Below are 12,801 nucleotides of genomic sequence, written 5' to 3'. Positions count from 1 at the left end.
CAACAAGCCTATGAATCAAAAAAGTTTTTCAGACGGCCTCTTGTTCAACTGAAGCCGTCTGAAAAAGATTGCGGGATTATACAGTATTAATTAGATTTCTGCATACCAATCAAGCACTTTTTTTACTGCCTGCTCGATGTTTAAATTTGTTGTGTCGAGCAGGTGGGCATCGGGCAGCTGTTGAAGCGGAGCTACCGGCCTTTTGCGGTCGGCTTCATCGCGTGTTTGAATGTCGGCCAATATTCTTTCAAATGCTACGCCGCCGAGCGGCTCGCCTATCTGTTTTGCTCTGCGCTCCGCCCTAACCTCTGCCGATGCGGTTAGGAATATTTTCAAAGCGGCATCGGGAAAAATAACCGACCCCATATCGCGCCCGTCCCCTACCAAGCCTTTTTCGGTAAGGAAATCACGTTGGCGCTGCAATAGTGCCTGCCTGACTTTCGGCAACCCGGCCACGGCAGAAGCACCCATGCCGATAGCTTCTGTGCGGATGGCTTCGGATACGTCTTTACCGTCAAGTAAAATGGTTTTTCCGACAAATTCTACGGGCAGGCCATGAGCCAATCCGGCTAAGGCTTCTTCATCATCCCAACCGATATTTTGGTGTTTCGCATGTAAGGCGGTGAGCCGGTATAGCGCGCCTGAATCTAAATAATCAAAACCCAATTCAGCCGCCACCCGCGAGGCAACGGTGCCTTTTCCGGATGCGCTGGGGCCGTCGATGGCGATGATTTTTCGGTTTAAATCCATTGTATTGTCTTCAACTTAATGTGAATTTTTTGAAAAAATATGATAACAGACAGTAATGTTCAAATTGGTTTGAATGCTTTTCAGACGGCCTTTTGCATTCAGCCTGCCTGATATGCCGTTTGAAACACCGGCAGATGCAAACCGAGATATTTCAGGCCCGATTATATCGGCACACCCTGATTCTGCAAGTTATTTTGCTGAAACGGCCAGCCGGATATTTTTGAACCCGGCCGTCTGAAACCTGATGATCTGTAAACACAACCTGCTTTTACGGCGTTATAATTGCAACCGTTTGACTTCAATAAACTAACGGAACTTAACATGCAACAACTCAAACTGGCCGTCTCGGGCGCGCAGATTTTATTTGTGGCCTTCGGTGCAATGGTACTTGTTCCCCTGCTTACCGGGTTAAACCCTGCTTTAGCACTTTTGGGCGCAGGCATCGGCACGCTGCTTTTCCAAATGGTAACAAAATTCAAAGTGCCGGTTTTTCTCGGCTCTTCTTTTGCATTCATTGCTCCGATTATCTATTCGATAAGCGAATGGGGGCTGCCCTCTACCATGTTCGGCCTGTTTGCCGCGGGGTTTATGTATTTTGTATTTGCGGCGCTGATCAAATGGCGCGGATTGGCAACGGTAAACCGCCTGCTCCCTCCGGTTGTTATCGGCCCTGTGATTATGGTAATCGGCCTGTCGGTTGCGGTGGTTGCCAGCCAGATGGCTATGGGGCAGGCAGGCGGCCAACAGGCTGTGGATTACACCCAATCTTTAATACTTTCCGGTTTTACTTTTGCCGTTACCGTGGTGGTGGCCGTGTTCGGCAGCAAAATGATGAAGCTTATCCCCATTCTGATCGGCGTTGCGGCAGGTTATATAGCGGCGTGGATGCTCGGCTTAGTCGATACTGCTCCCATTAGCGATGCCCCTTGGTTTGCCGTACCGCACTTTGAAACGCCGCAAGTCAACTGGCAAGCTGCTTTGTTTATGCTTCCCGTTGCCATCGCTCCGGCAATCGAGCACATCGGCGGTGTAATGGCCATCGGTAAAGTAACCGGAAACAACTATGCCAAAGACCCCGGTTTGGATAAAACACTCGCCGGCGACGGCTTGGGCGTATGCGTAGCCGGCCTCATCGGCGGCCCGCCCGTAACCACTTACGGTGAAGTAACCGGTGCGGTAATGATCACCAAAAACAGCAATCCCTATATCATGACTTGGGCTGCAATATTTGCCATCTGTATGGCATTTTTCGGCAAATTCAATGCTTTTTTAGCATCGATTCCCTTACCAGTGATGGGCGGCATCATGATTTTGCTGTTCGGCACAATTGCTTCTCTGGGCTTGAAAACCCTGATTGATGCCCAAGTAGATTTAATGCGGCCGAAGAATCTCGTGATCGTAAGCTCCGTATTGACCACCGGCGTAGGCGGCATGGTGATTAAATTCGGCACAGTCAGCTTTGCCGGTGTGGGTTTGTGCGCCATTCTCGCCATTGTGCTCAACTGGTTGATCCCCGATGAAAAACCGGTTGAAATATTAAACGAAGAAATTTAATACACACGGTTTTGTCTTTATTGCACAGCATTGCACAGCGGAGAAACAAGCTGCTAAAAGCCGAAAAAGCTTTGGCACAATCAGGTTTCTCCGCTGTGCTTTTCTCAGAATCATTTAATTTGATAATACACATCCGACAACCTGAAACCTCTACCTCCATCATCCGCTCTAGCATTTTTGGACTATGAGCTGCCCGCTTGTTTGCCTGTCTATGTGATATATCTGCGCTCTCTGTGTTGTGATCATAAGTACCCTTAACTTGCTATGTCGTCGCTATACTTTATCTCAAAGAGAGTATTTCATTTAAACTTAACGTGAAGTAAAATCCGTTAAAGCAAATTCATAAGGACACATCATGAGCAACAAACTGACTGCACCGGCCGAACTGCCCGACGAATCTGATCTGCGCGCCGTGTTGGCTTATAACATGCGTCTGTTTCGCGTGAACAAAGGGTGGTCGCAAGAAGAACTCGCCCGCCAATGCGGGCTTGACCGTACTTATGTTTCGGCGGTTGAGCGCAAGCGTTGGAATATCGCTTTGTCCAACATAGAAAAAATGGCAGTAGCTTTAGGCGTTCCCGCTTACCAGCTCTTGTTGCCGCCGCAAGCACGCTTGGAAATGATGGAATAAAGCCGGAATAAGCAATCACACTTGATTAAGCCGCCCGTTACCTATTGATTAGCGTGTTGATTAACATGCTTCAAAATGCAAAATTGCAAAATCGTTAAACCGCTTAACTATATCTGTTTTGAAGGCGCAAAGCTTCGAGATGTTTTTTAACTTCGGCAACATTGGTTTCGGTAAACAGTTTGCCTATATTTTTCCAAATGCTGTGAAAACCGTAAGGGCCTTGCTGCATTTCGTTTTTGGCCTCTTCGATTGTCCACCCGTGGTAAACGATGCGGTACATAGCGGAAATCAGGCCGGTACGGTCGGCACCGTGATAGCAATGTATCAACACCGGGCCGTTTTTTTGATGTTGTTCAATCAGGTAGAGCGTATCGGCTATGTCTTTGGGTTTGATACGCCAAGTGAGCAAGGGGCGGTTGAGCAGCGTGAAGTTACGGCCGGATAGAACGGTTTCATTATCATTTCGGTCGAAAAAGCGCAGGTTGATAACGCTTTTTACACCGATTTTTTCTAAATCGGCGGCATCATCGGCGGTAAGTTGTTCGCTGCGGTAGAGATTGGGATCAATGCGGTATAGATTGGCTTCTTGTTTGACCGGTTGAGCCCACACCTTAGCCGTTTCAGACAAAGCATCTTGCTCCAACTGTGAAGCAAAAGCCGGTGTTGAAAATACTGCCAAAAGAAATATGGCGGTTAATTTGATATGCACGACGGTTCCTTGTTTTATTTTGATTTTTAGACGGCCTTACTGGTTGTGAATACAGGCCGTCTGAAACCGGGTTTGCCCGTATATAGTCAATCAACTTAAACTTTACTATGGCGTTGCTGCGCCTTAGCTCAAAGAGAACGATTGTGTAAGCCGCTAAAGCGGCAACAGAATCGGTTCCGTACTGCCTGTACTGCCTGCGGCTTGCTGCCTTGTATGAAACATGAAGCGGATTGACTATAACGGTTAAGCGAGCAGTTCGGCCAGCCTGTCAACAATGGCTGCGGCCGCTTGGTTCTTGTCGGTTTCGGGAAAAGCTTTTTCGCCTTGGTTGTCGATAATGGTGATTCGGTTCACGGCTTTTCCCATCGCTACCGCCACATCATTTGCCACCAACATGGGAATGCCTTTTTTCAGCCGTTTGGTGCGCGCGTATTCCAATACGTTGTTGCTTTCGGCAGCAAAGCCGACGCAGAAAGGCGCATCGGGAAGAGCGGCTACCGAAGCAAGAATATCGGGGTTTTCTTCAAGTTCGATAACAGGCGGGTTGCCGGAGCCGTCTTTTTTCAGCTTGTGGGGGCTGCTGTTTTTGACTTTATAATCGGCCACGGCGGCTACGGAAATAAACACGTCCTGCCGTGCGATGTGCTTCATTACGGCGCGGTACATCGCTTCTGCGCTGATTGCCTGTTCGCTATGCGCCAACCCTACCGGCAAGGCCGTCTGAATTTGGCCGTAAATCAGGGTAACTTCTGCTCCGGCGGCGCGGCAGGCCCGAGCAAGTGCCATACCCATTTGGCCGCTGGAAATATTGGTAATGCCGCGCACGGGGTCGATGGCTTCAAAAGTTGCTCCTGCCGTGATCAGTACTTTTTTGCCGTGCAGCGCTTTTTCGGCCCATAAATCGGGCAGCAATTCGGCCAGCTCGGCTGCTTCGGGCATACGGCCCACGCCGGTTTCGCCGCAAGCCTGTTCGCCCGACGCAGGTTGGAACACGGTGATGCCGTCTGAAATCAACCGGGCGATATTGCGTTGGTTGGCCGGATTGAACCACATTTCTACATTCATGGCCGGAGCGACGGCCAACGGGCATTTGCGGGCGGCGGCGAGATTGGTAAGCAGGTTGTCGGCTATACCGTTGGCGATTTTGGCGAGCGTGTTTGCGCTGGCGGGCGCAATCAGAAATACGTCTGCTTCGCGGGTAAGATTGATGTGCGCCATGCCGTTGCCGCTGCCACCAGCGTGGGTTTCCGCCAAAACGGGGTTGCCGCTCAAGGCTTGGAAGGTAAGCGGCTGCACAAATTCGGTGGCGGCGCGGCTCATGGCAACGGTTACGCTGTGCCCTTGTTTTTTTAACAGGCGCACGAGTTCGCAGGATTTATAGGCGGCAATACCGCCGCTGATACCGAGAAGGATATGTTTGCTCATAAACGGTGTAAATGTATGACTGCTAACAAGCAGTTTTATGAAAGTGTTTATATCGATGAGGCCGTCTGAAAAATTATTCAGACGGCCTTAGACCTTTGCAAACGCTTGCTTATCTACATGATATGTCTGCACTTACTGCGCTGCTACGCTTTGAACTGCATCCACATCCGAGGGTTTTACAAAGGTCTCGGCCTTTGAATCTGTCAGGCCGTCTGAATGCCGTTTGCCGCCCGCTTCAGGGCTTGTTCTTGGTGGACGAACAGTTCTTCAATGCCTTTCTTGCCTAAGCCGATTAATTGGCCGAGTTCTTCGATGCTGAACGGCGCACCTTCGGCCGTGCCTTGTATTTCGATGATTTTTCCCGAAGCGGTCATTACCAAATTAATGTCGCTGTCGCAGCCCGAATCTTCGGGATAATCCAAATCCAGTAAAGGAACGCCGCCAACTACGCCTACCGACACGGCCGCCACAGCTTCGCGGATAGGATTGTGTATCAACATGCCGGCATGAACCAGTTTGTTTACCGCCATCTGCAAAGCTACAAACGCACCGGTAATCGAAGCCGTGCGCGTCCCGCCGTCGGCCTGAATCACGTCGCAATCGATCAAAATCTGACGTTCGCCCAACTTATCCAATTCCACTACCGCCCTCAGAGAGCGGCCGATCAAACGTTGGATTTCCTGCGTGCGGCCGCTTTGTTTGCCTGCCGCAGCTTCGCGGCGCATTCGTGAAGCAGTAGATGCAGGCAGCATTCCGTATTCGGCCGTTACCCAACCTTGATCTTTACCACGCAGGAAAGGCGGCAGGTTCTCATCAATCGAAGCCGTGCAGATCACTTTGGTATTGCCGAACTCGATCAGGCACGAACCGTCGGCATGGGGCAGAAAACCGGGCGTGATGGTGATGTTGCGCAGCGAATCGGCGGGGCGCGAAGTGCGGACGTAAGCAGTCATAAAAGTTCCTTTATTCTCAATTGGAGCGGATTATAACATGACGGATTGTGGTATATTTTGCAACGATTCCCCCCAATACCATTTAATTCGGAGTAAGGCATTATGACCATCCACAGTATGACCGGCTTTGCCAATGCGGCAGGCGAGTGCGGCGGCAAACGCATCAATTTGGAAATCCGTGCGGTAAACCACCGCTATCTTGATGTGCAGTTCCGCATGCCTGACGATTTGCGCCATCTCGAAAATACCTTGCGCGAAACCATTGCCGCCAACGCGGCACGGGGCAAACTGGAATGCCGAATCCAAATTCAGGATATTGCACAAAACGGACAAGGCCTGGCGGTTAACGAAGAACTGGTCGCCCAACTTGCCGCACTAAACAAACAATGGCGTAAAACACACGATGATTTGGGCAAGCTGACAGTGGCCGACATTTTGAAATTTCCCGGTGTGCTGGCCAGCCAAAACGAAGACGAAGAAGCATTTGCCGAAGTATTGAAAAACCTGTTGGCACAAGCATTAACCGATTTTACCGCCGCCCGTGCCCGCGAAGGCGAAAAGCTCGCCCAGCATTTACTGATGCGTTTGTATGAAATGGAAAAAATCATCAACGGTTTAAGCGGCGTATTCCCCGAACTGCTCGAAGCGCACATGGAAAAAGTACGCGGCCGTCTGAAAGAAGCGGTAGAAAATATCGATAACGACCGGCTCCAGCAGGAGTTTGCCCTGTTTATCCAAAAATCAGACGTCGACGAAGAATTCAGCCGCCTGCGCACCCACATCGAAGAAGTCCGCCGTATCGTTACCAGCTCGCAAGGCAGCGTAGGCAAGCGTTTGGACTTCCTGATGCAGGAACTCAACCGCGAAGCCAACACCCTCGGCAGCAAAGCGATTGCCGCCGAATGCACGCAGGCTTCAGTAGAACTGAAAGTTTTAATAGAACAAATGCGCGAACAGGTTCAGAATATCGAATAGCATTGATTCAGACGGCCCGAGATCTCTACAAAAACCGCTAGATATCGATACAGTTTCAGGTAAAGCAGCACAGCGAGCGCAGACATATCACATGATAGGCAAGTAAGCGAGCAGCACAAAAATACCCTTCAGATGCGGGTTTTGTAAGGATCCCGGCCTTTTATTTATTCTTTAACTTTTATTTTATAAAATTTCGTTTGCTCTTTATCTTCAAAAAACCCTACCGGCCCCAGTATTAAATAATAAATTTCAATAGAAATATCCTGTTTTACTTTTGGTATACCGGAGATGACTGTTTCATTATCCCATTTTCCAGTTAATCCGGAATCAGATAAACCAGAATCCGCAGGTAATATAGTAACTTTAAAAAAATCGGGATATGTTCTTTGGCCATTGCTAAAATCTATTCTAACTGAATATGGCTCTCCCAATTCCGCATCGGGTAATATTTGCACGTCTTTTTTTGAATTACAAGCTGCAATTAATGATAATAATGCTAATAAAATCAAATATTTTTTCATGTAAATTTACTTCTTCATATATCCTTAAAGAATAATCGCTCCCAAGCTGGTATCTAAAAGATTTTTAATTTTAAGGGAATATAAAAGAAATATATTATTGGCATTTTAATTATAATTTTTAGATTATCCATCTGTCCGCAAATAAATAATTTCAGATCCACTTTATCTCTAGATAGAGAATTTAAATCAATCGGCAAATCATTAAAAACGTTTCACAGCAGATGTTCCCATACTCTCTTAGCTACAAAACACCAAGTGCTTTATTCTTGAATCTGTTCTAGCCTGCACTACCTAAGATTTCACTTGAAATTCGAATCCAAAAGCCTTGAGTAAATATGCCTGCCCGACATTCCGCCAAGCAGGCATATTTGCTCAAACTTAGAACTTCGGTTCTTGCTGCAAATAAGGTAACGGGTCGGGGTCTTGGTAAGTCGTATCGATTTTGTAGCCTAATTTAGCTAGTCTTTCTTCTTCCTGCTTACGTTTGGAAAGCTCTATATTCTGATAGCGTTTTAAGTAAGTCGGTAAGTCGGCGTTGATTTTCTTTATTTCTTCGTCAATCTGTTCCAAGCTGGAATCGTCTGGAATAAATTTGTGGTATACAAAATTTCGAGTGTTGTACCGTGTGGTTGTAAATTTAATATCCAGCATATATTGCCCCCATTCGGTGAAATTTAATTTGTTATTGATACGGTCTAAATCTTCTTGATCTTTAACGGTCTGATCAAGAGAAATACTCATTGCAAGACCATTTAGGTGAAAATATGTAAAAATACCTCTTTGGGCAACTACTGTCAGCCATGTTTGAAAATCCGGCAGAATATAAGGGTCTATGGCATGTCCTAAGCCGAAATTTTCTTTATCCTGAAAATACCTGAGTGCATCTTTACCTGACAGCCTTGGCTGGGATAATTCAATAAACGGCTGCCATCCACTGTCTTGAATCTGCTCCATCAGCTTTACCCATAAATCATAGGCTTCGCGGTGACGGATAAGTTCATCTGCGCTGATGCCGCTGTTTAAGTCGATACTGGCCACCCCCTCGCCTGCGGGTTTAGGCCATACTGTACCCATTACGGTAAAAGTATGCGGAATAGTTAAGCTGTGGCCGCCGTGTTTGATGGTTACATTACCCAAAGCGGAAGGTTTCCATTTCAAATCAAGAAATCCCGCGATTTCGCCGGCGGTGCGGTTATCCATTGCTGCCCCAGCCTGTTGGAAAGTTTGTGGGCCGCTTCTACCCAATTCCAATGTTACGTTTTGTGTCATGTTTTTTTCCTTTTCTTCCCGGCAGGCTGCCGAGCATAATAAAATGATGGTGCTTAAGACGATCAGCACAGCCCAGCGGTATTTATTGGTTGCCTTGTGGGTCGTTGGAATAGCCATCGGTTTCTCCTTCTTTACTGCTATTAATCCAACCTGCGATGTTACGCAAATGGCCTTCAACATAGCTATTACCATTCGGATCTATCATCAAATTATGATATTTTTTAGCTACAGCTAAAATCCAATCCATCCTACTGTCGTATTCTTCTGCTTTCATGTTTTTTGGGGCGTACGAAAAAGGATCTTCCGGCAAGCCGTAACGTTCTTTATCAGATTTGCCAAATAGACCGTTCATTTCTTCATCATAATTACTGTGGAAACGAATAAAAGTTTTCGGTTTTCTCCAAAATCTCTGCGCTCGCGCGCCTGACTGCATCCACGGGTGATTCCAACAGATCCCTTGCAGGATGTTTTTCTGTTCCTGTACCGCAATTATTTTTAGATGTGTGAATTGATCCTTCTTGATTTTTTCTGAAGAAAAAGGCTTTTGTTTTTCTATTTCCGGTAGCAAGGCAAAAGCGTCCCGAATTTCTTTAGTTAGCCGAAACCCCCTTACCCCGGGCAGAGCGGTGGAAGCCCACGGCAAAGCATTCAGCGCCTTTTTTACCGGCGAAACGTAGCTGTCTGCATTGCGGCTGCCCTTACACAGCTCGAACGAGCCGGGGCTAACCGCCCAAGCCCAATGCCACGGTGCCACATCCATAAACAGCCACAAATTGCCTTTGGCAAAAATATGTACCGATTTCGGGGCATCCAAAAAATTGGCGGTTACTTTATTGCCCTGATAACCTGTCCGTGTCAGCCAAGAATCAAACGTAGCCGCTACGGTTTTGGAAGCGAATGCCCCCAAGCCCATCCAATAAAAGCGGCCTTTCAAGCGCGGATTGGCTCCCATGTCTTTGTCCGTTTCAAGGTAAATCCGTGCATAAACCGCAGCTATCCTGCGGGCGCGCTGTTCATACCATGCTTCTAAGTGGTATTGATTTTTTACCGTTTGATTAGAAAGCAATACATAGCTTTTCTGCTGTAAAAGCGACCAAAATGTAGGGCATCCGCATTGAGAAGCAGCACAACTTTCGGGCGTTTGATTGGTTTCTGCGGTCTTGAAAGTCAGTTGGGTTGTCATAATCAGGCTTCTCCGTATGGAAGGTCGGCGGTAAAGCCAACCCACTTTAATTCAACTTCTAATTCCTGTTTTTGTTCGGTGTGTATGCGTTGGCTCATGCCTTTCGAGGTAGTTTTCCCGGTAATTTCCTGCTCTCCTGACCGTATATTGTATTCAACGAAACGCATAGGGGAAGAATCGGGTAAAAGCAATTGAAACTGCTCATCATACTTTTCAACGGCAGGTATGCCTTGTATATTCACCCCTGCAGAACTCGGCCCCATCACCTGAAACCCCGCACACTTCACCCACACCATCTTCGGGCTGCCCAGTTCGATGTTGCCGTCTTTAATCTTGATGTATGCCCCGCCGCTGGTGAGCAGGATTTCGTCTTTCGCTGCCACGGTTACTTTGCCGGCGCTGCTGGTAATGGTGGCGTCTTTGAGGGCGTTGATCTGCATCTCGTCGTTCTGTGCCTGAATCTCTACCTTGCCCTGATTGGCCTGTAACTTCGCGCCGCTGCTTTGGGCAAACAGGTTGACGCTTCCGACTGCATGGGCGGTAAAGTTGCGGCCGGTGCTGATGTCGGTGTCGCCGCCGCTGATATGGTGGATGTGTTGGCCGGCGGTGTGCAGTTGGCTTTGCGGGGTGGCGGTGGCGATGCCGTCGGGGGCGGATTGGATGATGCCGGCGCGTTGCAATTGTTTGAGGCTGTCGTTCAGACGGCCTGCCTGCTCTTCGGCCTCGGTGGCTTCGTTTTGGGCGGTGTGGGCAGCTTTATTGAGGCTTTTGGCTAGGGAGATTGCCTGTTCGAGCTGGGCGATGGCTGCATCCATATCCAACACCTGTCCCGAAGCCTGATTTTGGGCGTCGGTGCTGATGAACAAACCCTTACCCGCCCGTAATGCCCCCCAACTGTCGGTACGCAGCTCGAAGCCTTCGCCGTTATCACCGCGTTTTTGGCGTTGGCTGTCGACGATATGGCCGAGGTTGAGTTGGGTTTTGCCGTATTCGGTCGCCAGTTTGATATGCTCCTGACCCTGTTTGTCTTCCATCCGCAGTTTGTTATTCGCCCAAGTACGGATGACGTTGCGGGTGTTCCAATCGGCGGGAACGTGGTCGGGGTGGGAACTGTCGTGCATCACACCCGAGATATACGGCCTATCGGGATTGCCCTGTACGAACGACAGCATCACTTCGGTGCCTTCGTGCAGCGGGAAGTGCTGGCCGTAGTCGGGGCCGGCATAGGGTTTGGCCAGTCGGATGGGGCGGCTTTCCCCGCCCGGGCTCCATTCGTCGAGGTCGAACGGCAGTTTGACGCGGTAACGGCCCATGTTGTCGATATAGGCGTAGGTGTAGTTGCCGGGGCTGGTGACTCGTGCGGGTAGGCTGCCCTGGATCTTGGGTAACGGGGTGATGCGTTCGGGGCGGAAGATGCTGTCGGCGGGGATGGCGCTAAAGCGGTGGCTGTACGCTTGGTCGCGGCTGCCGCTGTGGGTGAGCGACACTACCAGCCAGCCGTTGGGCGCTTCGCTGAAGCTTGGGGCCGTCTGAAACACTTGGCCGGTGCTGAGGGCGGTGATGTTGCCGCTGCCGGAGGCAACAATACGGCGGCTGTGGTTCAATTGTTGCAGTAAGGCCGTCTGAAGTTGGGCTTCTGCGGGTGTCTTTTGATGCAAACCCCAATGGCTGTCGCTGCCGAGTAAGACGCTGCTGTCGCTTTCCTTATCTTTAGCTGTTACTTGGGACGACAAATCGGTATCGGCATCGCGGTAGTTGTAGTCGCCGACGCGGATGGATTCGAGGATGGGGTTGTGTTTTACCTGTAAGGCGAACACCGCTTCGGCTCCGACGCTCTCCAATCCGCCGTGGGGGCGGTAGGGATAGGGAAAGGTATTACCGCGAAAATAATGGGCGGTATCGTCACCGAATACCGCCACATCGCCATATTGGGCATTCTGCTCGAAGGCGTACCAGATGCCTTCTTCTTCGCACAGCCGGTTGAGAAAGGCGAAGTCGCTTTCCTGATACTGGGTCACATACTCGCGCACACCGTATTCGCGTGAGGTATTGAAACGGAAATCAACGCCGGAGAAGCCGTGGTGTTTCAGCAGCGACGAAATAATGTCGGGGATGTTTTGGTTTTGAAACAGACGCGAAGTGCGGTGATGCTTCAATGCGGCGATGCGGGGTTCCAATACCATGCGGTAACGGGTCTCGTCCGCCGATACCGACAGCTTCTCACACGAAGTGATGATACCGCTCCATTCCTTCAACGCCTGGGGGGCGATCATTCCCTCAATCAGTCCCAACACATCAGAGCTTACCGGCGTCACCGTAAACTTGGCCGCTTGGTTGATGTACGACGACAGTGGTAGGTCGGCATCGGCAGAAGTGAGTTCGATGTCGAGACGGTAGGCTGTGTTTAAGGCTTCGGTGGCGGTGAAAGAGACGACGGAGAGAGAGGGAGTGAAGCGGGAGAAGCTGAGCTGGTAGGATTGGGTTTGGGTCATCGCGGGTGTTCCAAAGCGGTGTGTACAAAGGGAAATTATGCTTTAGAAATATAACAGAACGGATATTTATTTTCCATTTGCATATGATAAAAGGCCGTCTGAAACAATAAGCGTTTCAGACGGCATCAATCATCATTTAGCAGCTTTTTCAACTGTTTGGAGGAGCACGTTACAATTAAACAAAGCGTAAATAATTTCTTATGAAGAAATTATTTACGCTTTGCTTAACGGAATCTGAGCCAGCCTCGATAGAGATTTGATGAGAATGAAACCAACGCCTGTTTGAATAGGTTTTCAAACAGGCGTTAGGTTATTGGGGAAATAGGATTGAGCCTACAC

Annotated in this window: 11 protein-coding genes; 3 read left to right on the top strand and 8 right to left on the bottom strand. The window is 49.1% G+C overall.

The features are described 5' to 3' along the window. Positions 1 to 90: 90 nt before the first annotated feature. On the bottom strand, positions 91 to 750 hold the full coding sequence (cmk, locus tag LVJ88_RS04830) for a (d)CMP kinase (protein ID WP_054598634.1): 660 nt from the start codon (positions 748 to 750) through the stop codon (positions 91 to 93). Positions 751 to 1,071: 321 nt separating this feature from the next. Between cmk and LVJ88_RS04825 the strand changes: the two genes are divergently transcribed. Together LVJ88_RS04825 and LVJ88_RS04820 are read left to right on the top strand one after the other, a co-directional pair. After that, positions 1,072 to 2,304 carry a uracil-xanthine permease family protein gene (locus LVJ88_RS04825; protein ID WP_085418096.1) on the top strand — a complete coding sequence of 411 codons (1,233 nt, stop codon included), beginning with the start codon at positions 1,072 to 1,074 and terminating at the stop codon, positions 2,302 to 2,304. Positions 2,305 to 2,659: 355 nt separating this feature from the next. Continuing rightward, positions 2,660 to 2,935 carry a helix-turn-helix domain-containing protein gene (locus LVJ88_RS04820; RefSeq protein WP_085355503.1) on the top strand — a complete coding sequence of 92 codons (276 nt, stop codon included), beginning with the start codon at positions 2,660 to 2,662 and terminating at the stop codon, positions 2,933 to 2,935. Positions 2,936 to 3,038: 103 nt separating this feature from the next. On the opposite strand, the gene LVJ88_RS04815 is transcribed toward LVJ88_RS04820, so the two are convergent. The 3 genes from LVJ88_RS04815 to rph form a co-directional block, all read right to left on the bottom strand. After that, on the bottom strand, positions 3,039 to 3,644 hold the full coding sequence (locus LVJ88_RS04815; RefSeq protein WP_416171748.1) for a tyrosine-protein phosphatase: 606 nt from the start codon (positions 3,642 to 3,644) through the stop codon (positions 3,039 to 3,041). Positions 3,645 to 3,887: 243 nt separating this feature from the next. After that, the gene (gene coaBC, locus LVJ88_RS04810; protein ID WP_085418097.1) at positions 3,888 to 5,069 is read right to left on the bottom strand and encodes a bifunctional phosphopantothenoylcysteine decarboxylase/phosphopantothenate--cysteine ligase CoaBC; all 1,182 of its coding nucleotides are present in this window, start codon (positions 5,067 to 5,069) and stop codon (positions 3,888 to 3,890) included. A gap of 203 nt (positions 5,070 to 5,272) precedes the next feature. Then, positions 5,273 to 6,022 (bottom strand): ribonuclease PH, encoded by a 750-nt coding sequence (gene rph, locus LVJ88_RS04800; RefSeq protein WP_054598630.1) that lies wholly within the window; start codon positions 6,020 to 6,022, stop codon positions 5,273 to 5,275. Between the two features lie 102 nt (positions 6,023 to 6,124). On the opposite strand from rph, the gene LVJ88_RS04795 reads away from it, so the two are divergent. Then, positions 6,125 to 6,997, top strand: a complete 873-nt coding sequence (locus LVJ88_RS04795; RefSeq protein ID WP_054598629.1) for a YicC/YloC family endoribonuclease — start codon at positions 6,125 to 6,127, stop codon at positions 6,995 to 6,997. Between the two features lie 164 nt (positions 6,998 to 7,161). Here the strand turns inward: LVJ88_RS04795 and LVJ88_RS04790 are convergent, their stop codons facing one another. The 4 genes from LVJ88_RS04790 to LVJ88_RS04775 form a co-directional block, all read right to left on the bottom strand. Continuing rightward, positions 7,162 to 7,518, bottom strand: coding sequence for a hypothetical protein (locus LVJ88_RS04790; RefSeq protein ID WP_085418098.1), 357 nt, complete (start codon positions 7,516 to 7,518; stop codon positions 7,162 to 7,164). Positions 7,519 to 7,896: 378 nt separating this feature from the next. Next, positions 7,897 to 8,904 carry a hypothetical protein gene (locus tag LVJ88_RS04785; protein ID WP_085418099.1) on the bottom strand — a complete coding sequence of 336 codons (1,008 nt, stop codon included), beginning with the start codon at positions 8,902 to 8,904 and terminating at the stop codon, positions 7,897 to 7,899. After that, positions 8,870 to 9,970 carry a DUF2515 family protein gene (locus LVJ88_RS04780; protein WP_085418100.1) on the bottom strand — a complete coding sequence of 367 codons (1,101 nt, stop codon included), beginning with the start codon at positions 9,968 to 9,970 and terminating at the stop codon, positions 8,870 to 8,872. The genes LVJ88_RS04785 and LVJ88_RS04780 overlap by 35 nt, the downstream gene beginning before the upstream one ends. 2 nt (positions 9,971 to 9,972) lie before the next feature. After that, complete coding sequence (locus LVJ88_RS04775) at positions 9,973 to 12,462, bottom strand: type VI secretion system Vgr family protein (RefSeq protein WP_244694185.1); 2,490 nt, start codon at positions 12,460 to 12,462, stop codon at positions 9,973 to 9,975. Positions 12,463 to 12,801 lie beyond the last annotated feature (339 nt).

The organism is Neisseria dumasiana (genome assembly GCF_022870885.1).
Classification (GTDB): domain Bacteria; phylum Pseudomonadota; class Gammaproteobacteria; order Burkholderiales; family Neisseriaceae; genus Neisseria; species Neisseria dumasiana.
The sequence above is the reverse complement of the archived record's forward strand: the minus strand, read 5'-3'. Positions and strand labels throughout refer to the sequence as shown.